At 73.4% G+C, this 26,738-nt stretch carries 28 protein-coding genes and 1 pseudogene; 9 read left to right on the top strand and 20 right to left on the bottom strand.

Translation table 11 applies throughout. From position 1 onward, the window contains the following. Window positions 1-57: 57 nt before the first annotated feature. The 5 genes from Sru02f_RS32165 to sigE all read right to left on the bottom strand — a co-directional run bounded on the left by Sru02f_RS32165 (window position 58) and on the right by sigE (window position 5,353). Window positions 58-729, bottom strand: a complete 672-nt coding sequence (locus tag Sru02f_RS32165; protein ID WP_164273098.1) for a hypothetical protein — start codon at window positions 727-729, stop codon at window positions 58-60. A gap of 239 nt (window positions 730-968) precedes the next feature. Next, on the bottom strand, window positions 969-1,445 hold the full coding sequence (locus tag Sru02f_RS32170) for a sec-independent translocase (RefSeq protein WP_109033289.1): 477 nt from the start codon (window positions 1,443-1,445) through the stop codon (window positions 969-971). 146 nt (window positions 1,446-1,591) lie between these two features. Then, complete coding sequence (locus Sru02f_RS32175; protein WP_109033288.1) at window positions 1,592-3,601, bottom strand: S1C family serine protease; 2,010 nt, start codon at window positions 3,599-3,601, stop codon at window positions 1,592-1,594. A 94-nt stretch (window positions 3,602-3,695) separates the two neighbouring features. Further along, complete coding sequence (locus Sru02f_RS32180) at window positions 3,696-4,685, bottom strand: anti-sigma factor family protein (RefSeq protein WP_109033287.1); 990 nt, start codon at window positions 4,683-4,685, stop codon at window positions 3,696-3,698. After that, window positions 4,682-5,353 (bottom strand): RNA polymerase sigma factor SigE, encoded by a 672-nt coding sequence (gene sigE / locus Sru02f_RS32185; protein ID WP_109033286.1) that lies wholly within the window; start codon window positions 5,351-5,353, stop codon window positions 4,682-4,684. Before sigE ends, Sru02f_RS32180 begins: the two co-directional genes overlap by 4 nt. Window positions 5,354-5,598: 245 nt before the next feature. On the opposite strand from sigE, the gene Sru02f_RS32190 reads away from it, so the two are divergent. Continuing rightward, window positions 5,599-6,297, top strand: a complete 699-nt coding sequence (locus Sru02f_RS32190; RefSeq protein ID WP_078884611.1) for an O-methyltransferase — start codon at window positions 5,599-5,601, stop codon at window positions 6,295-6,297. A gap of 110 nt (window positions 6,298-6,407) precedes the next feature. On the opposite strand, the gene Sru02f_RS32195 is transcribed toward Sru02f_RS32190, so the two are convergent. Continuing rightward, window positions 6,408-6,575, bottom strand: a complete 168-nt coding sequence (locus Sru02f_RS32195) for a DUF3117 domain-containing protein (RefSeq protein WP_003966491.1) — start codon at window positions 6,573-6,575, stop codon at window positions 6,408-6,410. Between the two features lie 354 nt (window positions 6,576-6,929). On the opposite strand from Sru02f_RS32195, the gene chcB reads away from it, so the two are divergent. Continuing rightward, entirely contained in the window at window positions 6,930-7,739 is an 810-nt protein-coding gene (chcB, locus tag Sru02f_RS32200) for a 2-cyclohexenylcarbonyl CoA isomerase (protein ID WP_455431900.1), read from the top strand. 354 nt (window positions 7,740-8,093) lie between these two features. Here the strand turns inward: chcB and Sru02f_RS32205 are convergent, their stop codons facing one another. Beyond that, window positions 8,094-8,678, bottom strand: coding sequence for a DNA-3-methyladenine glycosylase I (locus Sru02f_RS32205; protein WP_109033284.1), 585 nt, complete (start codon window positions 8,676-8,678; stop codon window positions 8,094-8,096). Beyond that, window positions 8,675-9,034 carry a DivIVA domain-containing protein gene (locus Sru02f_RS32210; RefSeq protein WP_003973835.1) on the bottom strand — a complete coding sequence of 120 codons (360 nt, stop codon included), beginning with the start codon at window positions 9,032-9,034 and terminating at the stop codon, window positions 8,675-8,677. The genes Sru02f_RS32205 and Sru02f_RS32210 overlap by 4 nt, the downstream gene beginning before the upstream one ends. A 168-nt stretch (window positions 9,035-9,202) precedes the next feature. On the opposite strand from Sru02f_RS32210, the gene folP reads away from it, so the two are divergent. Further along, window positions 9,203-10,063, top strand: coding sequence for a dihydropteroate synthase (gene folP, locus Sru02f_RS32215; protein WP_016327205.1), 861 nt, complete (start codon window positions 9,203-9,205; stop codon window positions 10,061-10,063). A gap of 78 nt (window positions 10,064-10,141) precedes the next feature. Here folP and Sru02f_RS32220 read toward each other — a convergent pair whose 3' ends face one another. Beyond that, a complete protein-coding gene (locus Sru02f_RS32220; protein ID WP_109033283.1) occupies window positions 10,142-10,900 on the bottom strand; it encodes an LOG family protein in 759 nt (252 codons plus the stop codon). A gap of 117 nt (window positions 10,901-11,017) precedes the next feature. Next, window positions 11,018-12,097: a succinyl-diaminopimelate desuccinylase gene (gene dapE, locus Sru02f_RS32225; protein ID WP_109033282.1), complete on the bottom strand. Its 1,080-nt coding sequence runs from the start codon at window positions 12,095-12,097 to the stop codon at window positions 11,018-11,020. Window positions 12,098-12,180: 83 nt separating this feature from the next. Between dapE and Sru02f_RS32230 the strand changes: the two genes are divergently transcribed. Together Sru02f_RS32230 and Sru02f_RS32235 are read left to right on the top strand one after the other, a co-directional pair. Next, window positions 12,181-13,149 (top strand): heavy metal transporter, encoded by a 969-nt coding sequence (locus Sru02f_RS32230; RefSeq protein ID WP_109033281.1) that lies wholly within the window; start codon window positions 12,181-12,183, stop codon window positions 13,147-13,149. A 337-nt stretch (window positions 13,150-13,486) separates the two neighbouring features. Beyond that, on the top strand, window positions 13,487-13,918 hold the full coding sequence (locus Sru02f_RS32235) for an ATP-binding protein (RefSeq protein ID WP_109033280.1): 432 nt from the start codon (window positions 13,487-13,489) through the stop codon (window positions 13,916-13,918). A gap of 108 nt (window positions 13,919-14,026) precedes the next feature. Here Sru02f_RS32235 and Sru02f_RS32240 read toward each other — a convergent pair whose 3' ends face one another. Beyond that, a complete protein-coding gene (locus Sru02f_RS32240; protein WP_109033279.1) occupies window positions 14,027-15,172 on the bottom strand; it encodes a bifunctional succinyldiaminopimelate transaminase/glutamate-prephenate aminotransferase in 1,146 nt (381 codons plus the stop codon). Between the two features lie 116 nt (window positions 15,173-15,288). Further along, on the bottom strand, window positions 15,289-15,609 hold the full coding sequence (fdxA, locus tag Sru02f_RS32245) for a ferredoxin (protein WP_003973842.1): 321 nt from the start codon (window positions 15,607-15,609) through the stop codon (window positions 15,289-15,291). Window positions 15,610-15,749: 140 nt separating this feature from the next. On the opposite strand from fdxA, the gene Sru02f_RS32250 reads away from it, so the two are divergent. Both Sru02f_RS32250 and Sru02f_RS32255 read left to right on the top strand, forming a co-directional pair. Further along, window positions 15,750-16,775 carry a GNAT family N-acetyltransferase gene (locus tag Sru02f_RS32250; RefSeq protein ID WP_109033278.1) on the top strand — a complete coding sequence of 342 codons (1,026 nt, stop codon included), beginning with the start codon at window positions 15,750-15,752 and terminating at the stop codon, window positions 16,773-16,775. A gap of 41 nt (window positions 16,776-16,816) precedes the next feature. Beyond that, a complete protein-coding gene (locus Sru02f_RS32255) occupies window positions 16,817-17,713 on the top strand; it encodes a transglutaminase-like domain-containing protein (protein WP_109033277.1) in 897 nt (298 codons plus the stop codon). Window positions 17,714-17,857: 144 nt separating this feature from the next. Here the strand turns inward: Sru02f_RS32255 and Sru02f_RS32260 are convergent, their stop codons facing one another. The 7 genes and pseudogenes from Sru02f_RS32260 to mshB all read right to left on the bottom strand — a co-directional run bounded on the left by Sru02f_RS32260 (window position 17,858) and on the right by mshB (window position 25,253). Then, complete coding sequence (locus Sru02f_RS32260) at window positions 17,858-18,472, bottom strand: response regulator transcription factor (RefSeq protein WP_109033276.1); 615 nt, start codon at window positions 18,470-18,472, stop codon at window positions 17,858-17,860. Beyond that, on the bottom strand, window positions 18,469-19,635 hold the full coding sequence (locus Sru02f_RS32265; protein ID WP_109033275.1) for a sensor histidine kinase: 1,167 nt from the start codon (window positions 19,633-19,635) through the stop codon (window positions 18,469-18,471). The genes Sru02f_RS32260 and Sru02f_RS32265 overlap by 4 nt, the downstream gene beginning before the upstream one ends. Further along, complete coding sequence (locus Sru02f_RS32270; protein WP_109033274.1) at window positions 19,632-20,372, bottom strand: ABC transporter permease; 741 nt, start codon at window positions 20,370-20,372, stop codon at window positions 19,632-19,634. Before Sru02f_RS32270 ends, Sru02f_RS32265 begins: the two co-directional genes overlap by 4 nt. Continuing rightward, the gene (locus tag Sru02f_RS32275) at window positions 20,369-21,337 is read right to left on the bottom strand and encodes an ABC transporter ATP-binding protein (RefSeq protein WP_109033273.1); all 969 of its coding nucleotides are present in this window, start codon (window positions 21,335-21,337) and stop codon (window positions 20,369-20,371) included. The genes Sru02f_RS32270 and Sru02f_RS32275 overlap by 4 nt, the downstream gene beginning before the upstream one ends. 146 nt (window positions 21,338-21,483) lie before the next feature. Further along, window positions 21,484-23,791, bottom strand: a pseudogene (locus tag Sru02f_RS32280) (hypothetical protein). 155 nt (window positions 23,792-23,946) lie between these two features. After that, complete coding sequence (locus Sru02f_RS32285; RefSeq protein WP_109033271.1) at window positions 23,947-24,369, bottom strand: DUF6113 family protein; 423 nt, start codon at window positions 24,367-24,369, stop codon at window positions 23,947-23,949. After that, window positions 24,366-25,253 carry an N-acetyl-1-D-myo-inositol-2-amino-2-deoxy-alpha-D-glucopyranoside deacetylase gene (gene mshB, locus Sru02f_RS32290; protein WP_109033270.1) on the bottom strand — a complete coding sequence of 296 codons (888 nt, stop codon included), beginning with the start codon at window positions 25,251-25,253 and terminating at the stop codon, window positions 24,366-24,368. The genes Sru02f_RS32285 and mshB overlap by 4 nt, the downstream gene beginning before the upstream one ends. A 151-nt stretch (window positions 25,254-25,404) precedes the next feature. On the opposite strand from mshB, the gene Sru02f_RS32295 reads away from it, so the two are divergent. Next, entirely contained in the window at window positions 25,405-26,268 is an 864-nt protein-coding gene (locus Sru02f_RS32295) for a helix-turn-helix domain-containing protein (protein WP_109033269.1), read from the top strand. Beyond that, window positions 26,265-26,462 carry a DUF397 domain-containing protein gene (locus Sru02f_RS32300; RefSeq protein WP_109033268.1) on the top strand — a complete coding sequence of 66 codons (198 nt, stop codon included), beginning with the start codon at window positions 26,265-26,267 and terminating at the stop codon, window positions 26,460-26,462. Before Sru02f_RS32295 ends, Sru02f_RS32300 begins: the two co-directional genes overlap by 4 nt. Here Sru02f_RS32300 and Sru02f_RS32305 read toward each other — a convergent pair. Next, the gene (locus Sru02f_RS32305) at window positions 26,452-26,646 is read right to left on the bottom strand and encodes a membrane protein (RefSeq protein ID WP_003973854.1); all 195 of its coding nucleotides are present in this window, start codon (window positions 26,644-26,646) and stop codon (window positions 26,452-26,454) included. The two genes, Sru02f_RS32300 and Sru02f_RS32305, sit on opposite strands and share 11 nt — an antisense overlap. Window positions 26,647-26,738: the final 92 nt, after the last annotated feature.

A 26,738-nucleotide genomic window follows, 5' to 3' on the forward strand; every position in this document is an offset into this window, starting at 1 on the left:
GGGAGTGGGGGCGCTGTCCACGGGGACGGCGCCCCTCCTCGTACCCGCGACCGCCTGCTAGGCGTACGCGGCGATGTCCTTGACGACGGCGAAGGCCAGCCCGTACGCGCTCATGCCCCGTCCGTACGCGCCGAGGTGGACGCCCTGCTCGGTCGAACCGGCCAGCACCCAGCCGAACTCGGACTCCCGGTAGTGGAAGGGCGTCGGCACGCCGTCCACCGGCAGGGACAGCGTCGTCCAGTCCTCGCCGTCGAGGTCGTCCGCGAGGACCCACGCGGTCTCCGTCTGCTGCTCCAGCCAGTCGTCGCGCAGCGAGTGGTCCATCTGGCCGGGCCAGGTGAAGGACAGCAGCCCCACGCCGGCCAGCCAGGCCGCCGAGGACACCGAGGTGGCCTCCAGCAGGCCGGTGCCGTCGGCGCTGCGCCGGTCGGGGTTGGCCGCGACGGTCACGACGACCGCGAACTTCTCCTTGGCGTCCTGCTCGTCGCCCGCCACGTGCTCGTTGCGCACCGACGGTTCGTCGCCGTGCCCGATCGAACCGTGCTCCACGGCCCCGTCGGCCGCCGTACCGATCTGCATCAGCCAGCGCCGCCCCGTGAAGGCCTCGTCGAGGCCGTACCACGGGAAGGGCGCACGCAGGTAGCCGTCGACCGTACGCCGGCCGGAGGGGGACTGTGGTCCGCCCTCCGCGGCCGGCGCCTGCGCGACTGCCCGACTCGTCGTCTCCATGTGCCCGGACGCCTCCTCGCTCTCGTCGGACCGGAACGGCCCGCCCCCCTTCGGGCGCACTCGTCCGGTCCGCACAACAACTCGGGCAGCATAGCCACCCCGCTGGCGGCAGCCGGGAAATCGCCCGGCGCGTGAGCCGCGCGGGCGTCGCCTTCAGGGCCTGTGCGCCCCGTCCGGAGTATGAGACACGTCACGTTCCCGGCTCGCGGGCCGGGCGTGGGCCGGGCGTGGGAGCAGGGTCAGGTGGCGTCCATGTCGAAGGGCGGGCGGTCGTCGGCGGCGGGCTTGTCGGTCTTCCCGGGCTTCTCGGGCTTCTTCGACATGTCGACGCGGCCGTTGCCGGACGCGGCGGACGACGATCCGGAGGACGACCCCGAGGACGAGGGCTCCGCGTCGCGGCCGTGCACGGCGTCGGTGACCTCGGCCATCTCCTTCTTCAGGTCGAAGCCGTTGCGGATCTCCTTGAGCCCCAGCTCGTCGTTGTCCAGCTGCTTGCGGAGAAACGTCTTGGGGTTGAGGTCCTCGAACTCGAAGTCCTTGAACTCGGGGCCCAGCTCCTGGCGGATGTCCTGCTTGGCGCTGTCCGAGAACTCCCGGATCTTCCGGATCGTGCGGGTCACGTCCTGGATGACCTTGGGGAGCTTGTCCGGACCGAAGACGAGCACGGCGAGGACGACGAGCGTCACCAGCTCTAGTGCGCCTATGTCATTGAACACCTGAAGCTCCTTGGGATGTCCGGGCCGCCACCACGGTACCCGCCGATCCCGTCCGACCGGTACCGTCCCGTGAGCCCCGAGTGGGTGTACGTGAGCGCTTTCCGAATTGTTTGCCTTCCTGGCGCCTTGTCGGGACCTTCCGGCGGTCAGTCGTCGCCGGAGGAGCCGAGCACCAGTGAGACCTTCGTCTCCTTGCCGTCGCGTTCCAGGGTCAGTTCCAGGCGGTCGCCGGGGCGGTGGGCGCGGGTCTTGACGATGAGTTCCTCGCCGGAGTGCACGCGCTGTCCGTCGACCGCGGTGATCACGTCCCCGGGCTTGATGCCGGCCTTCGCGCCGGGGCCGCCGGTGGTGACCGCGGGTCCGCCGTCGCCGCCCTTGGCACTCACGCGGGCGCCGTCACCCGTGTAGTTCATGTCGAGGGTGATGCCGATGACGGGGTGGGCGGCCCTGCCGGTGTTGATCAGTTCCTCGGCGACGCGCTTGCCCTGGTTGATGGGGATGGCGAAGCCGAGGCCTATGGAACCGGCCTGCCCGTCGTCCGACTCGGCGCTGCCGCTGTCGGCGGAGCGGATGGCGGAGTTGATGCCGATGGCCCGGCCCCGCGCGTCCAGGAGGGGGCCGCCGGAGTTGCCGGGGTTGATGGGCGCGTCGGTCTGCAGGGCGTCGACGTACGAGATGTCGCTGCCGTCGCCCTCCTCGCCGCCCGCGGTGATGGGCCGTTCCTTGGCGCTGATGATGCCGGAGGTGACGGTGCCGGCCAGGTCGAAGGGGGCGCCGATGGCGACGACGGGGTCGCCGACGCGCACGTTCTCGGAGTTGCCGAGGGGCATGGGGGTGAGGCCGGTGACGCCCTTGACCTTCACCACGGCGAGGTCGTATCCGCTGTCCCGGCCGACGACCTCGGCCTCGGCGGTGTCGCCGCTGTTGAAGGTCACGGTGATCTCGCCGCCGGAGCCGGCGGGCTCCACGACGTGGTTGTTGGTCAGGATGTGGCCGCGGCCGTCGAGTACGAACCCGGTGCCGGTGCCGGCCGCCTCGCCGCCGCTCACGTGCAGGGTCACCACGCTGGGCAGGGCACGCGCGGCGATGCCCGCGACGCTGTCCGGGTCCCGCTCGGCCGCCTCGGGTCCGGCCTGGGGCAGCTCGACGGTGCCCACGCCGCCGTTCCGTTCCAGGTACGCGCCCACGCCGCCGCCGATGCCGCCGGAGACCAGGGCGATGAGCAGCGCCCCGCCGACGAGCGCCTTCGCACGCGGCCCGCGTCGCCGCTTAGGCGCGCGCCCGGCCGCGTCGTGGTGCTGCGCGGAGGCGGCCCAGGGGTCGTAACGCCCCCACGGATCGGCGGGCGCGCCCGCGTCGTGGGGCACCGGGGCGGCCGGCGCCGGATGCCGCTCCTGCGCCGTCGGCGGCACCGGGGGCGGGGCGTCCGCGAAGGCCGGGTCGGGCACCGCACCCGCGGGCGAAGACACCGACGACCCGCTCGGGCGCGGCACGTGCGCGTGCGGGCCCTCCGCCGCGGGCGTGACCGGGGCCGCCTGCGGCACCCCTCCCACGGCCGTCACCGTGCCGTGTGCCGGGGTGGCCGCCGGGTGCTGGACGGGCGGTGCGGGAGCCCAGGGGCCGGGCTCACCGTACGGCGGGGTGCTGTACGGGTCGGGTTCGTGCAGCGGCTTGGGCCGCCCGGTGTCGGACGTGCCGTCGGCGGCCGGAACGGAGCCGGTCCCCGCGTGGGACCGCGACCCCGCGTCCACCGCCGGGGCGGCTTGCCGGTCCCAGTCGTCCTGACGGGGCAGACCGGCATCCGGAAGTTCGGCGGCGCCGACACCTCCCGGCCTCGGCGAACCGGCGGCCACCGCTGGGCCGGCCGCCGGGTCGGCGCCGGCTTCGTCGGCCGTGCGTGGATGCGGGGGCGCGTCCGTCGGTTCGTTTCTCTCGGGCAGAGGCAGGTCCAGCTCGTAGTCGCCCGCTTCGGGGGAGCGGGGGGTCGCCGCCGCCGGGCGGGCCAGTTCGAAGTCGCCCCCGTCGGTCGCCGGATCGTCGGTGCCCGGGGTGGGGGCCGGGCGAGGGCGTTCCAGTTCGAAGTCGCCGTCGGGTGCGTCCTCGGACGTGCGGGGACGACTCCACCACTTCGCCTTCGTGGGCTTCCCCTCGTTCATGCTCTCCCCCGCAGCCGGCCGCAGATCGTCGGCTCCGAGAACTCCGGCGCCACCCCGGATTCAATCAGGTTCACGGACCGGCGCGCAGATCCCGTCAGCGAAGCGGAGGGGAGGAGGCGGCCGGCGAAGCCGCCGGGTAGGGGGACGGAGCGGGGTCGGGGGCGGCGAGCAGGCCGGGCGGCCTGACCTCGGGGGCCGCCGACCATGAGCTCAGGGAGAGCGGCGGAACGGCTTCCAGCGGACGTATCAGCGGGGACATGGCGGCGGCACCGGCCGTCACCGGAGTGGTCAGCGCTCGGACGGCCTGCTGTCGTGCGTCACCCCCGGCGGGGGCCGGCATCCCGGGCAGCAGTGGCGCCGAGGCCGTGGTGGAGGCGACGGGGAGGTCACCGAGCGCGCGCTGCCCCTGCCCGAGCAGCGGCCCGGCCGTGCGGCGGCGCTGGCTCTCGGAACCGGTGGCCGCGGCCGAGCCCGGGGTGCGCAGCGGCGTCACATTGCTGCCGCTGCCCGAGCCGCGTGCCTCGGTGGTGGTGTCCGGTGTGCCGAGGGTGACGCCGCCCAGCGCGATCGCGGCCAGCGACACCGCTCCGGCGGCGGCGAAGGCGAACCGCAGGCCGCGCGAGGCCGAACGGTCGGACTCCGGCCTGCTCACCTCGTGGATGCGGAAGCCGCGCCCCGACGTGGCGGACGGCAGCACCGGGGCGTGCGACCCGGCGGGGACGTAGCCGAACTCGAACCGCTCGTCCCGCCGCGGGCCGAAGACACCGGAGGCCGCGGACGCGCCGAAGCCTTGGGGCAGCCCGCTGAACGGCGAGCCGCCACCGTCGGAGTCCCCGCCTCCGGGAAGCCCCTGGAGGCGGGCCAGGAAGCTCTCGGACGGAGCCGGCGGGGCCGCTTCCGCGAAGACGTTCTTCAACCGGCGCTGCGCGTCGACCTCCGCCTTGCACTTCGGGCAGGTCGCCACGTGCGCCAGCACGCGCTCGCGCGCGTCATGACCGAGCTCTCCGTCCACCAGGGCGGAGAGTCGGTCTCCCAGGTGCTGCTCTGCGAGGTGTCCCTCGGACTCAGGCCGTGACCCACTCACGCGCTCGTGCCCCCTCCTCCCAGTGCGGGCACACCGGCCGCCAGCGAGCGACGGTCGGCCCGCGCCTTCGGGGACCGGTGCGCGAGCGCCTTGCGCAGCTGGGAACGGCCGCGGTGGATGCGGGAGCGCACCGTGCCCAGCTTGACGCCGAGGGTCGCGGCGATCTCCTCGTACGACAGCCCTTCGATGTCGCACAGGACGACGGCGGCGCGGAACTCGGGCGCGAGGGTGTCCAGCGCCTGCTGGACGTCCGCGTCGAAGTGGGCGTCGTGGAAGAGCTGCTGCGGGGTGGGCTCCCTGCTGGGCAGCCGCTCGGCCGCGTCGTCGCCCAGGGCGTCGAACCGGATGCGCTGCTTGCGGCGCACCATGTCCAGGAAGAGATTGGTCGTGATGCGGTGCAGCCAGCCCTCGAAGGTGCCCGGCGTGTAGGTCGACAGGGAGCGGAAGACACGGACGAAGACCTCTTGGGTGAGGTCCTCGGCGTCGTGCTGGTTGCCCGTGAGGCGGTAGGCGAGGCGGTAGACCCGGCCGCTGTGGGTGCTGACGATCTCCTCCCAGGTGGGCGGAGTCCACGCCTGCCCGTCCGCGTCGCCGGAGAAGGTCGCGGTCTGGGCGTGTCCCGTGGTGGGACCGTCGGCGTGGCTGTGGTCAGCAGCGGTGTCGTTCACGGATTTCGGCCTGCCTGCCGATCCGAGGAAGCGCCTCAGCACTCCACCCCGATCCGCGGGTGCGGCCGCACCTCCCCTGTCGGCTCTGGTGGTGTCCAGTGGAGCCCCTACCATAGCCACCTCGCCCGTTAGCTCCGGATAAGCGGTTTTACGAGAATTTGATCTGGGCCGGTACGGCTCGTCCCGGCCCGCTCGACCGCCTCTCGGCGCCGCCTCTTTGCTTCCCCCTTTAAACGACTGGTCCCATCTGCGGGTTCCCGACGCCAACGGATACAGTCACGCCGAGGCAACGACGGGGACAGGAGAGGGTCATTACCGGCAACCGGCAGACGAGCTGGGCGTTCGCCGACGCCTATGTCGCCGAGGACGACGCGCTGCTCTGGGCACGCGACCGGGCCCGCGAGGCCGGCCTGCGCTCGGTGACCCCGGGCACGGGTTCCGCCCTGGGGCTGCTCGCCGCCGCCGTGGACGCCAAGGCCGTCGCGGAGATCGGCACCGGCTGCGGCGTCTCCGGTATCCATCTGCTGCACGGCATGCGGCCGGACGGGGTACTGACCACCGTCGACCCGGAGCCGGAGCACCAGCAGTTCGCCCGCCAGGCCTTCCGGGCCGCGGGCTTCGCGAGCAACCGGGCCCGGTTCATCCCCGGGCGCGCCCTGGACGTGCTGCCCCGGCTCGCGGACGCCGGATACGACCTGGTCTTCTGCGACGGCGACCGGCTGGAGTACCTGGACTATCTCGCTGAATCGTTGCGTCTGCTGCGCCCGGGAGGTCTCGTCGCCTTCGAGGGCGTCTTCGGCGCCGGCCGCACGATCGACTCGGGACCGCAGCCCACCGAGGTGCTCCGGGTGCGGGAACTCCTGCGCGCGGTGCGGGAGAGCCAGGAACTGGTGCCGTCACTGCTGCCGGTGGGCGACGGACTGCTGTGCGCCGTGAAGCGCTGACCCGAAACGCCGGAGAAAAGCCCCGCGCACCGGGAAAGGCAGCGGAAGAACAATCACCCCGGCACCGCGAACGGTACCGGGGCGACTGAACGGGTATGGTCGCTCGCGCGTCAGCCGACGACCTTCTTGAGGGCGTCGCCGAGCGCGTCGGCCTCATCGGGGGTCAGCTCGACGACGAGCCGCCCGCCGCCTTCGAGCGGAACGCGCATGACGATGCCCCGCCCCTCCTTGGTCACCTCGAGCGGGCCATCGCCCGTCCGCGGCTTCATGGCCGCCATGCTCGTTCCCCTTCCTGATACCAGCTCACCGTCACCGCCGACGGCCCGTGAGGGCACGCGCAGTCCGGCTTGGACGCGCGACACCGGCATCGAACACATTGCTTCCCAGCCATTATCCCGCATCCCAGGACCCGATGACCAACATCGGTCGGCATCGCTTGGGCAACGCGCGCGAGCAAAACCACTCAATTCGGCGATGTGACTGCGATACTGCGCGCCCTCACGCACTTCCACCGAATGGATACGGACCGGATTTCTTTGACGCAGGTCACACCTCGTGAGTGATCCGTTCCCGGTGATCTCCGTCATGCTGTCTCCCGGACACATGCCACTGCATGCCACGACGCGGAGGGGATCTCCATGGCCGACACCGTGCTCTACGAAGTGAGCGACGGGCTCGCGACGATCACGCTGAACCGCCCCGAGGCGATGAACGCGCTGAACATCGAGTCCAAGGTCGCGCTCCGGGACGCGGTGCGCTCCGCGGCGGCGGACGACGCCGTACGGGCGGTGCTGCTGACCGCGGCCGGGGACCGGGCGTTCTGCGTCGGCCAGGACCTCAAGGAGCACATCGGGCTGCTGGCCGCCGACCGGGAGACGGGCTCGGGGCAGACGATGAGCACGGTGCGCGAGCACTACAACCCGATCGTCCGGGCGCTGGCCGGCGCCGAGAAGCCGGTGGTCGCCGCCGTGAACGGCGTGGCGGCCGGCGCGGGGCTCGGTTTCGCGCTCGCCGCGGACTACCGGCTCGTCGCGGACACGGCGGCGTTCAACACGTCCTTCGCGGGCGTGGCGCTCACCGCGGACTCCGGCATCTCGTGGACGCTGCCGCGCGTCGTCGGCCCCGGCCGCGCCGCCGACCTGCTGCTCTTCCCACGCAGTATCCGCGCGCAGGAGGCGTACGAGCTGGGCATCGCCACCCGCGTCGTCCCCGCCGCCGACCTGCGCGCCGAGGCCGAGAAGACGGCGCGGGCGCTGGCCGAGGGCCCGACGGTGGCGTACGCGGCGCTGAAGGAGGCGATGGCGTACGGGCTGACGCACTCGCTGTCCGAGACGCTGGACAAGGAGGACGAGCTGCAGTCGCGGGCGGGCGCCTCCGAGGACCACGCGATCGCGGTGCGGGCGTTCGTCGAGAAGGAGAAGCCGAAGTACCTGGGCCGGTAGGCGGGGCGACCATCGGCAGGCACGTCCCGCCGTCAGGCACCCTGCGACGGGCGGCACGCGACCGGTGACAGGCGGCCCGGTGACAGGCGCAGGGCGGCCGGTGACGAGCGGCCCGGCGGCCGGCGCCAGGCCGCGTGCGGCCGGTGACGGCGACAAGCGGCCCGTTGACAGACCGCGGACGTCCGACGGCGGGCGGCAAGGGCCCGGCGGCTGACGGCGGGCCGCCGGGGAGACCGCGGGTGGCCGGTGACTACGACAGGCGGCCCGGTGAATGCGTGCGGCCCGGTGACACGCCGCGGGCGGCCTGCGACCCGGCCGCGGGCGGTCCGGCCGCCGGTGACGGGTGGCCCACCTTCAGGGTCTGCGGGCCGCGCACGCCGCCAGGTGGTCGTCGACCAGTCCGCACGCCTGCATCAGCGCGTACGCCGTCGTCGGGCCGACGAAGCGCAGGCCCCGCTTCTTCAGGGCCTTGGACAGGGCCGTGGACTCCGGGGTCACGGCCGGGACGTCGGTGAGGGTCTTCGGGGCCGGTCGGCCGGCCGGGTCCGGGGCGTGCGACCAGATCAGCTCGTCCAGGTCGCCGGGGGCCCAGTCGGCCAGCACGCGCGCGTTGGCGAGGGTCGCGTCGATCTTGGCGCGGTTGCGGATGATGCCGGTGTCGGCGAGCAGCCGCTCGCGGTCGGTGTCGGTGAAGGCCGCGACCTTGGCGATCTCGAAGCCGGCGAAGGCGCTGCGGAAGCCGGTGCGCCGGCGCAGGATCGTGATCCAGGAGAGACCGGACTGGAAGGCCTCCAGGCTGAGCCGCTCGTACAGCGCGTCGTCCCCGTGGACCGGGCGGCCCCACTCTTCGTCGTGGTACGTGACGTAGTCCGCGGTGGACAGCGCCCAGGGGCAGCGCAGCGCGCCGTCCGGGCCCGCGACGGCCTCCCCGGCGCTCACTGCTGCTCCTCCCGGTCCGGCTTGTCCATGACGACGTGGCGGTGGGCCGCCGCGGCCCGGGCGCCCGCCAGCGCGGACTCCAGGTCGGCGATCCGGGCCTCGCGCTCGGCCAGCTCGGCGCCGAGGCGGCCGAGCGCGTCGTCGACGTCGGCCATCCGGTAGCCGCGGACCACGAGCGGGAAGCGCAGCCGCTCCACGTCCCCGCGGCCCACCGGTCGGTCCGGGGGCAGCGCGTCCCTCACCCGCTCGGGTGCGGCGTCGGGCAGCGGCCCGCTCTCGCCGCCGCCCACCACGGCGAGCGTCACCGCGGCCACCACGACGGCCAGCGCGATGACGAGGAACAGGAACATGACCATCGCTGGGCCCCCATGGTCGGGTCGGCGTCGGTTGTGCCGGAGTCGGTTGTGTCGGGTCCGATCGTGCCATGCGAGTCTGACAGTCGGGGCCGCGGCGGTCGAAGGACCGCCCGCCCGGGGTCGAGAGCGGCACGAGAGAACGGTGTGGACCAGGAGATGTCACAGGGGATGCTCAGGCTGGGCAGGCGCGAATTCGCGGCGCACGAGCCGGTGATCATGGCCATCGTGAACCGTACCCCGGACTCCTTCTACGACCGGGGAGCGACCTTCGGCGACGAGCCCGCCCTCGCGCGCGTGGAGCAGGCCGTGGCCGAGGGCGCCGCGATCATCGACGTCGGCGGGGTGAAGGCCGGTCCCGGGGACGAGGTGTCGGCCGCGGAGGAGGCGCGGCGGACGGTGGGGTTCGTCGCGGAGGTGCGACGTCGGCACCCGGACGTCGTGATCAGCGTGGACACCTGGCGGCACGAGGTCGGCGAGGCGGTGTGCGAGGCCGGGGCGGACCTGCTGAACGACGCGTGGGGCGGCGTCGACCCGAAGCTCGCGGAGGTCGCGGCCCGGTACGGGGTCGGGCTGGTGTGCACGCACGCGGGCGGCGCCGAGCCGCGGACCCGGCCGCACCGGGTGACGTACGACGACGTCGTGGCCGACGTCCTGCGGGTGACGCTGGGGCTGGCCGAGCGGGCGGTGGGGCTGGGGGTGCCGCGGGAGTCGGTGCTGATCGACCCCGGGCACGACTTCGGGAAGAACACCCGGCACAGCCTGGAGGCGACGCGACGGCTCGGGGAGATGGTGGAGACGGGGTGGCCGGTGCTGGTGTCCCTGTCGAACAAGGACTTCGTCGGGGAGACGCTGGACCGGCCGGTGAAGGAACGGCTGATCGGCACGCTGGCGACCACGGCCGTGTCGGCGTGGCTGGGGGCCAGGGTGTACCGGGTGCACGAGGTGGCGGAGACCCGGCAGGTGCTGGACATGGTGGCGACGATCGCCGGGCACCGGGAGCCGGCGGTGGCGCGGCGGGGGCTGGCCTAGGACCTCGTCCTCGTCCGCGCCCGGCCCGGGACCTCGTCCGCGCCCGGCCCGGACCTCACCCCCGCCCGTGACCGGCCGTTACCGGCCCGCCTCCTTGGAGACCAGGGCGACCGCCTCGTCCACGTCGTCGGTGACGTGGAAGAGCATGAGGTCCTTCTCCGCGGCCTTGCCCTGGGCCACCAGGGTGCCGCGGAGCCAGTCCACCAGGCCGCCCCAGTACTCCGAGCCGAACAGGACGATGGGGAAGCGGGTCACCTTCTGGGTCTGCACCAGGGTGAGGGCCTCGAAGAGTTCGTCCAGGGTGCCGAGGCCGCCGGGCAGCACGACGAAGCCCTGCGCGTACTTCACGAACATCATCTTGCGGACGAAGAAGTAGCGGAAGTTCAGGCCGATGTCGACGTAGGGGTTGAGCCCCTGCTCGAAGGGCAGCTCGATGCCGAGGCCGACCGACGTGCCCTTCGCCTCCAGGGCGCCCTTGTTGGCCGCCTCCATGGCGCCGGGCCCGCCGCCGGTGATGACGGCGAAGCCCGCCTCCACCAGGCCGCGGCCCAGCCGCACGCCCGCGTCGTACTCCGGTGAGTCCGTCGGCGTCCGGGCGGAGCCGAAGACGCTGATGGCGGGCGGCAGTTCGGCCAGCGTGCCGAAGCCCTCGATGAACTCCGACTGGATGCGCAGCACCCGCCAGGGGTCGGTGTGGACCCAGTCCGTCGGAGCACGCTCGTCCAGCAGGCGCTGGTCCGTGGTGCTCTCCTGCACCTGGTCCCGCCGCCGGAGGACGGGACCCAGGCGCTGCTCCTCCGGTGGCCGCTTCTTGCCCTCGGGGTTGCCGGTAGCCATGCGCGCTCCCTCCAGTTGCAGGTTCTTCCACCTCAGCGTAGATCTACGCGGGTTACGTACGAGGGACCTCAGCATGTCCGCCACGCTGCGGCATAAACCCGCCGCGGCTGCCGTGGATCATGCCGTCAGCCAGGAGCGCAGGCGCTCCTCCCCCGCGAGGATCTTCGCCACCTCGACCCGCTCGTCGCGCTTGTGCGCCAAGTGCGGGTTGCCGGGGCCGTAGTTGACCGCCGGGACGCCGAGCGCCGAGAAGCGGGACACGTCCGTCCAGCCGTACTTCGGCTGCGGGGTGCCGCCCACCGCCTCGATGAAGGCCGCCGCGGCCGGGTGGGACAGGCCGGGCAGGGCCGCGCCGCTGTGGTCGTCGACCACGAAGTCCGTCACCCCGCAGCCGTCGAAGACCTCGCGCACGTGGGCGAGTGCCTCCTCGGGACTGCGGTCCGGGGCGTAGCGGAAGTTGACGGTGACCACGCACTCGTCGGGGATGACGTTGCCGGCCACGCCGCCCGTGATGCCGACCGCGTTGAGGCCCTCGCGGTACTCCAGGCCGTCGATGACCGGGTAGCGGGGCTCGTACGCCGCCAGGCGCGCGAGGATCGGGGCGGCGGCGTGGATGGCGTTGGAGCCCATCCAGGAGCGCGCCGAGTGCGCCCGCTCCCCCGAGGTCTTCAGCAGCACCCGCAGGGTGCCCTGGCAGCCGCCCTCCACCTGGCCGTCGGACGGTTCGAGGAGCACCGCGAAGTCGCCCTCCAGCCACTCGGGGTGCGCCTCGGCGACGTGCTTCAGGCCGTTCAGCTCGGCGGCGACCTCCTCGTTGTCGTAGAAGACGAAGGTCAGGTCGCGGTTGGGGGCGGGGACGGTGGCCGCGATGCGCAGCTGGACCGCGACGCCCGCCTTCATGTCGCAGGTGCCGCACCCCCACAGGACGCCGTCCTCGTCCAGCCGGGACGGGACGTTGCCGGCGATCGGCACGGTGTCGATGTGGCCCGCCAGGATCACGCGCTCCGCCCGGCCCAGGCCGGTGCGCGCGACGACGTTGTTGCCGTACCGCTCGACCGACAGGTGGGGCAGGGACCGCAGGGCGCTCTCGATCGCGTCCGCCAGGGGCTTCTCGGTGCCGCTCTCGGACGGGAAGTCGACGAGCCGCGCGGTAAGCTCCGCGGCGTCCAGCGTGAGGTCAAGCGGGGTATCGGCCATGGCCCCGACCCTAGCGCCCTGCCCTTTCGGGCAAGGTCCGCACCCGGCGGACACCGGACCCTACCCTCCAGTACCTTGTACGCGTGCTCCAGCCGTCCCCACCTCGCAAACGCCGTGGCCGCCTCGCCCGTTCGGGCGCCGCCTCCATGGTCCTGCTCGCGGTCGCCGGGTATCTGGCCGTGCAGTACGTCACCGGGGGCGCGGGCGCTCCGGGGTGCAAGGTGGCCGGCGGCGAGGGCGACCGGACGACCTACGAGTTCACGCCGGAGCAGGCGGTGAACGCGGCCACGATCACCGCCGTGGGCACCGCCCGCAAGCTCCCCGACCGGGCCGTGACGATCGCGCTGGCGACCGCGCTGCAGGAGTCGTCGCTGCGCAACCTGGACCACGGCGACAAGGACTCGCTCGGCCTGTTCCAGCAGCGGCCCTCGCAGGGCTGGGGCAAGCCCGAGGAGATCATGGACCCGGCGTACTCGGCGGGCCTGTTCTACGACCACCTGGTCGAGGTGCCCGGCTACCTGGACCTGCCGCTGACCGACGCCGCCCAGCGGGTGCAGCGCAGCGCCTTCCCGTACGCCTACGCCAAGCACGAACCGGACGCCGAGTTGCTCGCCGCCGCGCTCACCGGACGGTCGGCGGCCACGCTGACCTGTGACGGGCGCCCCGGCGCGACCCCGGAGAAGGGGCCGGACGGGGTCCGCGCGGCGCTGGTGCGGGACTTCGGGCACGACGTGCTGCGACCGGCCGGCGCGGAGGTGGGCGGCGACGCCGCGTCCCGGCGGCCCGCGACCGGCTCCGACGAGCGGACCGTGACACTGCCGGTGACCGGCGGCACCGGTTCCGGCTCGGCCCGGGAGCATGTGCGGCGCGGCTGGCAGTTGGCGCACTGGGCGGTGGCCAACGCCTCCTCGCTGCACATCCAGCGGGTCACCTACGCGGGCCGGGAGTGGACCGCGGGCAACACCGACAGCAAGTGGTATTCGACGGGCGCCGCGGACGCCAAGGGTGCGGAGCGGGCTGCGGAAGCGGTGCGGATCACCTCCGCCCGGTAGCGCGCCCGTACGAAGCGTCATCTGCGCGAGTGACCCGCGTCGGCGCGAAGTCGACGCGGAGCACGGGTTTTCGCACCCTCACCCCCGAACGCGTCACGACCCGGGAAAATCAAGGGCCGTAAGGATTCAGCAGACTTTCCGACCGGCGCCCTTTTGCCCGTTTTTCTGTGCACCTGATAATGCGACGCATTACCAACTCTTTACGTTGGGTCGCCGCAACCTTCGTGGCTCTCGAGCGGTAGTCACTGCGTCCGAGCCCGGTCGGCCACTCTCCGGTAGCCCTCCGGGCCCGGTCGGATTTCCCATCGTTGCTGTCGACTTACGCCCAAGGAGCATCATGTCCCTCCCCCTGACCCGCCGGATCGCCCGTGCCGCGCTGCTCGTCGCTGCGGGAGCGGCTGCCGGGGTCGGTGCGGCCGGCTCCGCCAGCGCGGCTCCCGAACTGCCGGCCACCCCGAACCTCGGGGGACTGACCGCCCTGGACGGGGCGAACGTCGGCAGCACCGCCGCCTCCGCGGCCGAGAGCGTCACCGACACGGCGGGCGACACCGGCGGCAAGGCCGTCAAGAAGGCCGTGCCGACGGCCGGCAAGACCGGTGGCTCGGTCGTCAAGAAGGCCACGCCGGCGGCGCAGAACGCGGCCGGGGACGCGGCGGGCTCCGCCGGGGACATCGTGGGTGACACCGCGGCGACCGCCACGAAGGGTGGGCTGCCGACGGACGCGCTGGGCAAGGGTGGGCTGCCGGTGCAGGGGCTGCCGATCGGCTAGCGCCGGGCTGTACGGCGCCGGGCCCTGGGGTTCCCAGGGCCCGGCGTTTTGCTTGCCTGCGCCGGGTCAGTGGGCGTGTCTTGAGCCGTGGCCCGGCGTTGGGGGCGGTCAGGCTCTCAGGCGCTCTGCTGCCGTCTGGACGCGTTCGTCCGTGGCTGTCAGGGCTACGCGGACGAAGTTCCCGCCCGCCGGGCCGTAGAAGTCGCCCGGGGCCACCAGGATGCCGCGGTCGGCCAGGTGGGCGACCGTGGTCCAGCAGGACTCGTCGCGGGTGGCCCAGAGGTAGAGGCTGGCCTCGCTGTGCTCGATGCGGAAGCCGGCGCCCAGCAGGGCCTCGCGCAGGACCGAGCGGCGGGCGGCGTAGCGCTCGCGCTGGACGCGGACGTGCTCGTCGTCGCCGAGGGCCGCCACCACGGCCGCCTGGGTCGGCGCCGGGGTCATCATGCCGCCGTGCTTGCGGATCACCAGGAGCGGGCCCAGGACCGCCGGGTCACCGGCCAGGAAGGCCGCGCGGTAGCCCGCGAGGTTGGAGCGCTTGGAGAGGGAGTGGACGGCGACCAGGCCGTCGTACGAGCCGCCGTTGACGTCCGGGTGCAGGACCGAGACCGGATCGGCCTCCCAGCCCAGCTCCAGGTAGCACTCGTCGGAGACGACGAGGACCCCGTGCTCGCGGGCCCAGGCGACGATCCGGGTCAGGTCGGCCTTGGACAGGACCTTCCCCGTCGGGTTCGACGGGGAGTTGAGCCACAGGAGCTTCAGACCCGCCGGGTCCAGCTCGGTCGGGTCCTCGTACGCCTCGTACTCCGCGCGGGCCAGGCGGGCGCCGACCTCGTACGTCGGGTAGGCCAGGCGCGGGAAGGCCACCCGGTCACCGGGGCCGAGGCCCAGCTGGGTCGGGAGCCAGGCGACCAGTTCCTTGGAGCCGACGACGGGCAGCACGTGGCGGTGGGTGACGTCGCGGGCGCCCAGGCGGCGCTCCACCCAGCCGGTGATGGCGTCCCGCAGCGCCGGGGTGCCCCAGACGGTCGGGTAGCCCGGGGAGTCCGCCGCGTCCACCAGAGCCTTCTGGATCAGCTCGGGGACCGGGTCGACCGGGGTGCCGACGGAGAGGTCGACGATGCCGCCGGGGTGCGCTGCGGCCGTCTTCTTGTACGGCTCCAGCTTGTCCCAGGGGAAGTCGGGAAGGCGGTCGCGAAGCGACTCGTTGGAAGGGCGGTGGTGGGCGACGGGTGGGCGGTCGGAGACTGCGGACACGGTGGGTGGCTCCCTTTCCTCGTCGGCGCCGGTACGGCAAACGCCTCGGTCCCGTGCGGCACCGATCGGGGTGATCAGGCCGTACGGGACCGAGGCGGCGCGTGTGCGGGCCGCTCTTACTGGTTCTGCGGCGGCAGCGCGGCGACGAAGGGGTGGTCGCGCTCGATCAGCCCCAGCTTGCTGGCGCCGCCGGGCGAGCCGAGCTCGTCGAAGAACTCGACGTTCGCCTTGTAGTAGTCCTTCCACTCCTCGGGAGTGTCGTCCTCGTAGAAGATCGCCTCGACCGGGCAGACCGGCTCACAGGCACCACAGTCGACGCATTCGTCCGGGTGGATGTACAAGGACCGCTGGCCCTCGTAGATGCAGTCGACCGGGCACTCCTCGATGCACGCCTTGTCCTTCACGTCGACACAAGGCTGCGCGATGACGTAGGTCACGCTGTCGTTCCTCCTCGATAGGGCGCTGGCGGGCCTCCGTAGGCTCCGCCGCCTGGCGCGCGGGAGCGCGGCGTCGTCGATGCCCGCCCCTAGTATCTCCGTTCTTGGGCATGATCCGAACAGGAGGGGTGGACAGACCCGTGGAATTCTCTGCCGCCGGGCGTCTTGAGGTCCGTATCACCACTGCTGACGTGGGCAAACGAGTCTCCGTACGGCGCTTGAGCGAAGCTGGTGTCGCAGGTGAGAAGTTCACCGACACGGTCGGCGTTCTCACATCATGGACCGACGGTGTGCTGCTGATCACACGAAAGAGTGGCGAGTCCGTCCGTGTCGCGGAGTCCGCCCTGGTCGCCGGGAAGGTCGTGCCGGCCGCCCCCGCCCGCCGCCGGGGTCCCGCCGCGTCCTACGAGGAGCTGGCGCGGGTCGCCGCGCGGTCCTGGCGCCCGGTGGAGAGCGAGCGGCTCGGCGAATGGGAGCTGCGGGCGGCCGGGGGCTTCACCCGGCGGGCCAACTCCGTGCTGCCGCTCGGCGATCCGGGGCTGCCCCTCGACGAGGCGCTGACGGCCGTACGCCGCTGGTACGGCGAACGCGGACTGCCCGCGTACGTCCAGACCGCCACCGGCGCCGCCGGTACGCAGGAGCTGCTGTGCGCGGAGCTGGAGCGGCGGGGCTGGGTCCGGGAGGTGACGGCCGAGGTGTGGACCGGGCCACTGGCGCCGGTCGCCGACCTGGCCGAGGGCACCGGTGTGGTCCTGTCCCGGGAGGCGGACGAAACCTGGCTGGCCCGGTACCAGCGCAAGGGGGTGAGCGAAGTGGCGCTGCGGGTCCTGGAGTCCGGGCCGTCGGTGTGGTTCGCCACGGTGCCCGGCGCGCAGGGCTCGGACGGCGCGGGCGACGTGGCGGCCATCGGACGGTGTGTCGTGGACGGGCGCTGGGCCTCCTTCGCCGCCGTCGAGGTCGATCCCGCGCAGCGGCGCCGGGGGCTCGCGACCGCCGTGATGGCCGCGCTGGCCCGGCGGGCACTGGACGAGGGGGCGTCGGCGGCATGGCTCCAGGTGGAGACCGACAACGCCGGGGCCCGGGCGCTGTACGCCGGGATGGGCTTCACGGCGCACCACGCCTACCACCACTACCGGGAGCCCGCGGCCGCCGGGGCCGACCGGTAGATCGCCGCCGACACATCACTCCGAAAGGGCACGGGCCTGCCATGCGTCCTCCTCGTCCTCCCCACCCCCCGTCGCCGGAGCGGTCGGCCGAACTGCGGCGGCGGTTCGCCCAAGAGGCGCGGTCCGAGCGCCCCGACCTGGCCACGCTCTGCCTGCTGGTGGGCGCGGAGGCGGACGGGGCACTGGACGAGGCGGGGCTGGACGCCGCGCAGGTGGAACTGGACCGGCTGGCCGGAGAGCTGCCGTTCCGGCCGGGTACGCCCCGGGCCTGGGCGGTGGCGCTGCGGGACCTGCTCGGCGAGCGGTACGGGTTCCACGGGGCCGCCGCGGACTACCAGCGGCTGGAGTCGTCGTTGCTGCACGAGGTGGTGCGGCGGCGGCGCGGGCTGCCGATCCTGCTGTCGGTGGTGTGGCTGGAGGTCGCCCGGCGGGCGGGGGCGCCGGTGTACGGGGTCGCGTTGCCGGGGCACTTCGTGGTCGGGTTCGGGGAAGAGTCGGGTGCGGCGTCCGGCCCCGGGTCCGCGCCGTTGGGGGAGCGGGTGCTCGTCGATCCGTACGACGGGGGGCGGCTGCTGAGCGGTACGGACGCGGAGGCGCTGGTCGCCGGGGCGACGGGGGCGGAGCTGCGGGCGTCGATGCTGGAGCCGGCGGCGCCGTTGGACGTGGTGGCGCGGGTGCTGAACAACATCCGGGCGTGGGCGGCGGCGCGGCCGGAGCAGTCGGCGGTGGGGCTGTGGGCGGTCGAGCTGGCGCTGCTGCTGCCGGCGCATGCGGCGCGGTTGCGGTACGAGCGGGCGGTGTTGTTGGTGCAGCGGGGGGAGTTCGCTGCGGGGGCCGGGGAGTTGGAGGCCTACGCGGAGGTGGTGGGGGCGGTGGACGAGGCGGTCGCCGAGGAGGTGCGGGGGGAGGCGCGGACGGCTCGGGCGATGTTGAACTGACCGTCGGTGGGCGCAGGCCGGGGGGTGCGCGACCCGGCGCCAACGGGGTGCCCCTGCGCCCACCCGTGCCGCCTGGGGGCACCTCCCAGGCTGTTCAGGCACCGGGGAAGGCACGACTGCCCGCAGCTTCGGGGCGGTCGGTCGCTACAGCCAGCCCTTGTTTCTGGCCACCTGGACCGCTTCCGCGCGGTTTCTCACGGCCAGTTTCTGGATGGCCGTGGACAGGTAGTTGCGGACCGTGCCCTGGGAGAGGTGGAGGGCGGTGGCGAGTTCGGCGTTGGTGGAACCGTCGGCGGCGGCGCGGAGGATCTCGCGTTCGCGGTCGGTGAGGGGGTTGGCGCCCTCGGCGAGGGCCGCTGCCGCCAGGGTCGGGTCGATGACCCGCTCCCCCGCCAGCACCTTGCGGACCGCTTCGGCGAGCTGGGCGGCCGGGGCGTCCTTGACCAGGAAGGCGTCGGCGCCGGACTCCATCGCGCTGCGCAGGTAGCCGGGGCGGCCGAAGGTGGTGAGGACGACCAGCTTCACGGCCGGCAGTTCCCGGTGGACCAGGGCCGCCGCCTCGATGCCGGTCGCGCCGGGCATCTCGATGTCCAGCAGGGCCACGTCCACGCCGTGGGCGCGGGCGGCGTCCAGCACCTCGTCGCCGCGCGCCACCTGGGCGACGACCTCGATGTCCTCCTCCAGGCCGAGCAGGGCGGCCAGTGCCTCGCGGACCATCGCCTGGTCCTCGGCCAGCAGGACCTTGATCGTGCGGCTCATGCCCCGGATCCTACGTCGGTGGCCGCGCCCGCCGGGACGCGGGCGACCAGCCGGAATCCCCGGCGCGACCCGCTCGCCTCCAGTGTGCCGCCCGCCTTCTCCAGCCGTTCGGCGAGGCCGGTGAGGCCGTTGCCCGGGGCGTTCGCGGAGGCGGGGCCGCCGGAGCCGTCGTCCTCCACCGACAGTTCCAGCACCGCTCCGTCCAGCGTCTGGCGCTCCAGCAGCTCCACCACGCAGCGCCGGGCGCCGCTGTGCCGTACGACGTTGGTGACCGCCTCGCGCAGCGCCCAGGCGAGGGCCGCCTCGGAGTCCTCGGGCAGGCCGGCCGGGTCCGGTTCGCCGGGGAGTTCGGCGTCCACGCCGGCCGCCGTCAACGCGACCTTCGCGCCGGCGAGTTCGGGGGCCAGGCGGGCCCGGCGGTAGCCGGTGACGGCCTCGCGCACGTCGACGAGGGCCTGGCGGCTGACCTGTTCGATGTCGGCGACCTGCTGGGCGGCCTTGTCGGGGTGGGCGGGGAGCATGCGGCCGGCCAGCTCGCTCTTCAGGGTGATCAGGGAGAGCGAGTGGCCGAGCAGGTCGTGCAGGTCGCGGGCGAGGCGCAGGCGTTCCTCGTTGGCGGCGAGCTGGGCGACGGTGGCGCGGGCCTCGCGCAGCGCGATGGTGGTCCGGATCAGCTCGCGCACGCCGGTCATGGCGAAGCCGCCCAGCAGCGCCGGGAGCAGCAGCCCGGCGATGAAGGAGGTCCCGCCGGGCACCGCGAGGGCGATCGCCGTCAGCAGCGCCGAGGCGCCCGGGATGGTCCAGCGGGCCAGGCGCAGCGGCAGGGCGGCACCGGAGGCGATCGCCACGTAGACGAAGAGGACCAGCCACTCGCGGCCCAGGGTGAGGGCGAGGAGCGTGGACTGGGCCGCGAGGACGGCGAGGGAGCCGAGGACCAGCCGGGTCCGCTCGCCGCGGCCGGTGCGGAAGAGCAGCAGCATGTACCAGACCACGAAGGCGACGAGGCCGATCCAGCCGAGGACCTGGACGCCGACGGCGTGACCGCCGTGCAGCAGGTCGCTGACGGGGGCGCCCAGGTAGGCCAGCCAGATGGCGGTCCACATGACCTTGACGGTCTTCTGCCTGCGGTTCTCCGGGCGTTGCCCGATTCCGACGCCGCTCACGCCTTCAGCGTGTCCTTCCGGTACAGCCAGGCCGCGCCGCCCGCGAAGAGCACGAAGTAGACGGCGAGGACGGCGAGGTCCTGTGCGTGCGGGGCGTGACTCTGTTCGATCGACTGCCCGACGGCAGCGTACGCGTGTGTGGGCAGCCACTCGGCGACGTCCCGCAGCCACTGCGGGAAGGTGGTGGTGGGCATCCACAGGCCGCCGAGCATGGAGAGCCCGAAGTACACGATCATCGTGATCGGGCGGACCGCGTCCCCGGTGGCCAGGTACCCGATGGCGACGCCGAGCGCGGCGAAGACCAGGCTGCCGGCCCAGATCACGCCGGTGAGGGCGAGCCACTGCCAGGCGTGCAGGCGTACGTCCTTCACGGCCGCGGCGACGACGAAGACGACGACGACCGAAGGCAGGCTGACGACGGCGGCGCTCGCGGTCTTGGCGAGGACGTAGCCGCGGCCGGGCAGGGTGGTGAGCCGCAGCTGCCGGACCCAGCCGCTCTCGCGCTCTTTGGCGATGCGTTCGCTGTTGCCCATGAGTACCGCGGTCAGGGCACCGAAGGAGGCCATGGAGACCATGAAGAAGGTGGGCAGGGTCAGTCCGGTGCCGTCGACCTCGCTGGTGGCGTCGGCACTGCCCGCGATCAGCAGGAACAGGGCCGAGGGGTAGATCACCGAGAAGAACAGGAATTTGCGGTTGCGCAGTGCCCGGGTCAGTTCGAGCTTGATCAGGCCGTTCACGGCTGCTTGGCCTCCTCGGCGGCGGTGAGGGCGACGAAGGCCTGCTCGAGTCCGAGGCCGGCGACTTCGAGGTTGCGGGGGTACAGGCCGAGGCCGTACAGGGCGTGCACGGTGGCATCGGCGTCGGCGGACTGGATGCGCACGGTCCGGCCGGACACGTCGAGGGCGGTCAGGTGCGGCAGCGCGCGCAGCGTCGCCTCGTCGACGGTGCCGTTCCGGCTGCCGGCCGGGCTTCCGTCGGGGCCGCCGTCCGGGCCGCCGTCCGGGCCGCCGTCCAGGTCGAAGGAGATCCGGCGGGTCCCGGCCCTGGCCTTGATCTCGGCGGCCGTGCCGTCGGCCAGCAGCCGGCCCCGGTGCAGGACGAGCACCCGGTCGGCGATGGCGTCGGCCTCCTCCAGGTAGTGCGTGGCGAACAGCACGGTGCGGCCCTGGTCGGCCTGTTCGCGCATGGTGGCCCAGAAGGCCTGGCGGGCGGTGACGTCCATGCCGGTGGTGGGCTCGTCCAGGACGATCAGGTCACTGTCGCCGGCGGTCGCGAGTGCGAAGCGAACCCTCTGGGCCTGGCCGCCGGAGAGCTTGTCGACCCGGCGGCCGGCGATCTTCGTAAGTCCGGCCCGGGCCAGCACGTCGGCGGCCGGGTAGGCCCTGGGGTGCAGCGCGCAGGCCAGCCGGACGAGTTCGGCGACCGTGACCTCGTCCATCAGGCCGCCGCTCTGGAGCATGGCGCCCACCCGTCCGGCGACGACGGCCTCGCGCGGTTCGCCGCCGAAGACGTGAACGGTGCCGGCGTCGGGGCGCCTCAGGCCGAGCAGCAGGTCGAGCGTGGTCGACTTGCCCGCTCCGTTCGGGCCCAGCAGGGCCACGGTCTCGCCGGGGTGCAGGGCGAGCGTCAGGCCGTCGACGGCCCGGACGTCGCCGTACCCCTTGGTCACCCGGTCGAAGCCGACCGCCGTTGTCCTCGTCATGCCCCCATCGTGGCCGCGGGGGGAGGGTGCCCGGCAGTGTCGGCCGTCCCGGGTGCCGGATGACAGATGTCATGCGGTGCGCGGCGCCCGGTGCGACGCGAGGGGCGCCCGGCCGCTGCCGGGCGCCCCTCGCTCCTGGTCCTGCGTCAGCTGGGGTTGGTGTCGATGACGGCCACCCGGTCGGTCTTGCTCTTCAGGGCCTGGCGCATGGCGCCGTAGACGTCCTGGGGGGTGACGGCCGTCTTCTCGCCGTTGGCGCGGGTGATGAGCACACCGTCGAACGTCTGGCCGTACAGCTCCTTGAGGGCGTTCAGGTCGGGCTTGTCGACGAGCTTGCCGTCGACGGCCGTGACCCTGAGGAACTTCCACAGCGACTTCTCGGGGCTCAGCGGAATGGAGTGCGCGGCATCGGTCTGCACGGTCACCCTGGCCGACATCGCCGGCTCCGCGAACTCCTTCAGCATCCGGTCGACCTCGGCCTTGGCGACCGTGGGCTCCTTGGCGGTCGTCGGCACGTTCACCGCGGTGGCGGCGCCGGTCTCCACCTGGGCGCGGTACGCGGCCTGCACCGCCTCGGTCGACTTGGCGACGTCTATGCCCTGGCCGGCCTTGCCGTACACGGGGACGGCCTTGCCGGACTCGAACTTGATCGTGCCCTCGGTCGCCGACCCGGCTCCGCCCGCGGCGTCCTCCAGGGCGGCGTGCAGCTTCTCCTCGTCGACGGGCATGACCGGTTCGACGACCCGCTTCTGGCCGAAGAGCGAGCCGATCACGGACATCGGGTTGTAGTCGCTGGTCGCCGCGGAGCTGGCGGTGGCCTGGGTGTCGAGCTGGAGGCCCGCCTGGTCCGGCTTCAGGGAGACGGTCTCGCCGCCCACGGTGAGCTTGAGCGGTTTGGCCGCGCGGGCGCCGAGCGCCTTGTCCAGCTTCTCGACGGCGTCGTCGCGGGTGCCGCCGCCGATGTCGACGCCGAGCACGGTGGTGCCCTTGGGCACGTCGGAGCGGTTCATGAGCAGGCCGGCGCCGTAGGTGACACCGGCGACCACGACCAGGCCGCCGACGAGCAGCGGGAGCTTCTTGCGCCCCTTCTTCTTGGCGGGCTTGGCGGGCTTGGCGGAGCCGGCCGGCGGGGCGGAGACCGGCTCGGGCAGCTTGGGCGGCGTGTGCGGCAGCGGTCCGTCGCCGGACCCGGCCGGGAACGGCGCGGTGCGCTCGCCGGGTACGACGGGGATGCCGCTGGTGACGGTGTTGCCGGAGATGTTGTCCGGGTTGCCCGCGCCGGGCGGGACCGGCCGCTGCGGGGTGAGGATCGCGGTGTCGTCGCTGAGCCCGCCGCCGGGGCCGAGGCGGGCGGCGTCCGCACCGGAGCCCGCCGGCCTGCCGGGGCCACCGGGGCCAGCAAGGCTCCCCGGGCCGCGCAGGCCGTTCGGTGCGGGCTCGCGCTGCGTGCCGGGCGCCGCAGGGCCACCGGCCATGCCGGGGCCGCCGAGGTCGGCCGGCCGGGGGCGGCGTCAGCCGGCTGTCGCCGGTGGCCGGGCCACTCGTCGGTCCCGCGGGGCCCTGGGGCCCGGTGCCGTACGGGGACTGCCCGTTCAGGCCGTTCTGCTGCCCGGGGGCCTGGTCGGTCCGGCCCTCCCCCGCGAAGTACGGCAGGTCGTCACGGCGCGGCTCGCCACCGGCGTCGGTGCCGGGCCGGGGGCCGTTGCCGTTGCCGTTGCCGCCCAGCGGACCGGCCGCCAGCGCCTCGGTCACGTCGAAGGAGCCGGTGCCGCCACCGTGGCCGGGCGCCACGGGACCGCCGGTCGCACCGGAGCGGGCGGCGCCGCCCGCGGATCCGGACCGGGCGCCGCCGGGTGCGTTCATGGAACCGACGACGCCACCGGGACGGCCACTCCCGCCGCCCGGCCGCGCACCGGCACCCGGAGCGCCCGCGGGACCCGCGCCACGCGGCGCCGCCGCACCCGGGGTTCCGGCGGTGGGCGCCGAACCCGCGGGCAGACCGGCTCCGTTGGTGGAACCGCCGCCCTGAGTGCCTTTGCCCGAACCCGACTTGCGTGGCGCGAACCAGTCGCTCGTCGGCTTCTCCTCAGCGGACTGGGCGGACTGGGCGGGCTCGGCGGGAGCCTCGGGAGCGGCGGCCCCGGGCGCGGCGGCGCTCGGCGCCGGCGCGGGCCGCTCGCCCGTCGTCTCCGTGCTGTCGGCGGCGTCCTCGCCGTCCGCGACGGGCTTGCGCACGACGACCGGCGGGATGGGCCGCGACCCAGGGATGTTGATCCGGATCCGGGTCGTCAGCGTCGTCTCGGTCTTGCGCTCCTCCGGTCGGGTGGCCGAACGGCCCGCGTCCGCACCGGCGTCGGAAGCCGTGGGTGTCCCGTAGGGCGGGGTGCCCGACGGGTATGCGGCTCCGCCGCGCCCGTGGGGCCCGGAGGACGAACTGTCAGTTTCACGACTCAAGGCAGGTTCTCCCGGTTGGCTCCGCCGCCCGTCACGCCTTCAGCGGGCGGCTCGGCGGCGCGCACCACCATACTGGCCACTTCTGGCGCGTATCCCGTGACCGCCGTGGAAACCCACACGGGACTCGCACGCCCACGGCACGGCGAAGCGGTACGTCACTTGCGAAGTCGGGCGGGGCCGCCGTCCGGTTGCCGCACCGGCGCGAGGGTGGCACAGATCACAGCGACGGCGATCCCACCGAGCAGGAAGAGATAGGAGCCGGCACCGGCGGCGAAGAGGAAGTCGCCCTCCGGACGGCTGGTGGTGAGCAGCACCACGGCGAGCGCCCAGCCGAGGGCGGGCGCGACGGCCCCTCCCCGGCGTCCGACGGCACGGCCCGCCCCGACACACAGCCCCGCCTCGGCGGCCAGCGCGAGCAGCAGCCCGCCCGGGAACCAGGCCGGCTGGAGCAGCGCGCCCGCCACTCCGAGGACGGCGCCGAGCACGAAGAGTCCGGCGTACAGGGCGGCCCGTCCGAGCGAGGGCGGGCGCAGCGGCTGGGCCAGTGCGGAGCTGGGCGGTTCGTTGCGGCTGTTCACGAGGTCGCCTCCCCGGTGCCGGAGGTTCCGGCGATGCCCGCGAACAGGTCGTTCTCGCGTCCGTCGCCGCCCCGCTCGCCGCGCACCAGTTCGTAGTACTCGGTGGTGAGGATCGGCTGGGCCAGGTCGTTGGAGAGGACGAAATACGGTTCGGCGACCGTGATCTGGGTGGCGTGCGCGCGCATCGCGGCGGCCTTGGCGGCGGCGTACGCGGTGCCCTCGCCGCGGATCTCGGTGGTGATCCGCTCGTCGTCGACGACACCCGGCACGTCCTCGACGCGGGCCGCCTTCTCGAACGGCAGACCGGGCAGGTCGTCCCGGAGCCGGGCGAACGCGTCCTCCACCCGGGAGCGCGGCACGCGGTTCCAGTAGACCTTCGCGACCGGACACCCGGCCTCGGCCGCCAGCTCCGCCGCCCGCATGGCGATGCGGTGGGCCTGGATGTGGTCGGGGTGGCCGTAGCCGCCGTTCGGGTCGTAGGTGACGAGCACCTGGGGGCGCACCTCGCGGATCACGTCGACGAGCAGGGCCGCGGCCGCGTCGACGTCCGCCTGCCACAGGCAGCCGGGGTCGTCGTTGTCGGACAGCCCCAGCATCCCGGAGTCGGCGTACCGTCCCGGCCCGCCGAGCAGCCGGAAGTCGTCGACGCCGAGTGCGCGCATCGCGTCCGCCAGCTCGCCCCTGCGGTGCCCGCCCAGAGCGGCACCGGACAGGTGGGCGAGACCGGGCGGGATGACCTCGCCGCGCTCGCCGAGGGTGCAGGTCACCAGCGTCACGTGGGCGCCCTCGGCCGCGTAGCGGGCCATGGTCACGCCGTTGTTGATCGACTCGTCGTCCGGGTGCGCGTGCACCAGCAGCAGACGCCGGCCGGGGAGTTCCGTCATGGGGTCCACCCTATGAGGCCCTGCCTCCGTCCTCACGCCCGCACGGGCCGTAAGGAACTGTCCAGGGCCTGTCCAGTGCCGTCGGCACCGTCGTCGGCGTTGTTCCGGGTAGGGCACGGCCGTGCGACGCGGGAGCGAGGAGGGGTGCGACATGTCGGTGGACGCCGGGACGGACCAGGTCGACGAGCCGGGGTGGGAGGTGGACCCGGACGACGACTGGGCCCTGGCCGTGATCGCCACGGTGGGGCGGCAGCTCCGGCTGCGCCGGGAGGCGGCGGGGATGCGGGCTCCCGACTTCGCGGTGGCGATCGGGTACGGGGAGGACCTCGTGTACAAGGTCGAGGGCGGCAGGCGGATCCCGCGCCCCGAGTACCTGGACAGGGCCGACGAGGTGCTGGCCGCCGGCGGGATCGTCGCGGCCATGAAGGAGGACGTGAAGAAGGTCCGGTACCCGAAGAAGGTGCGGGATCTCGCGCAGCTGGAGGCGCGGGCGGTGGCGATGCAGTTGTACGACCCGCTGAACGTCCACGGGCTGCTGCAGACCCCGGAGTACTCGCGCGGGCTGCTCCTGATGCGGCGCCCTTCCTACTCGGCGGACGAGGTGGAGCGGTTCATCGCCGCACGGGTGGCTCGCAAGGCCGTCTTCGAACGGGACCCGGCACCCGAGTTGAGCTTCGTCCTGGAGGAGTGGTCGCTCAGGCGTCCACTGGGCGGGAGGGCGCACCTGCGCCGCCAGCTCGAACACCTGCTGGAGGTCGCGCGGTCGAGGAACGTCGAGTTGCAGGTGATGCCGATGGACCGCGAGGAGCACGCCGGAGTGGACGGCGGTATCGAGGTGCTGACCTTCGAGGACGGCTCCAGGGTGGGGCGTTCACCGGTGGTGGCCCACGGCCGGCCGGTGTCCGAGGCCAGGCAGCTACGTATCCTGGAGTTGCGGTATGGCATCATCCGGGCGCAGGCCCTGACTCCGCGTGAGTCCACCGGGTTCATCGAGCGACTGCTGGGGGAGACATGATCCGCAACACCGACCTGGCGTGGTTCAAGAGCAGCTACAGCAGCGGTAGCGAGGGCGACTCCTGCGTCGAGGTCGCCCTCGCTCCCGGCACCGTCCACGTCCGCGACTCGAAGAACCGGCCGGACACCGGCCCCCGGCTCGCGCTGGCGCCGGAGGCCTGGGTCTGCTTCGTGGCGGGCACGGTCAGAAGTTGATGTCTCCGATCATCCCCGCGATGTTGGTCGTCAGCTCGCTGATCGTGGGGGCGATCGTCGACGAGGCCAGGTAGAAGCCGAGGAGCATGCAGACCACCGCATGCCCCGCCTTCAAGCCTGACTTCTTGACCAGCAGGAAGACGATGATCGCCAGCAGCACAACCGCCGAAATCGAGAGTGCCACGGCGGCTCACCTCCAATGGGCCCAGGGACATGGGGGGTCGGTCGCAGTCGGAGCTCGGAGCAGATAAATCCACGCAGCGGGCACCTGGTTGA

This window comes from Streptomyces rubrogriseus, from assembly GCF_027947575.1.
GTDB lineage: Bacteria > Actinomycetota > Actinomycetes > Streptomycetales > Streptomycetaceae > Streptomyces > Streptomyces rubrogriseus.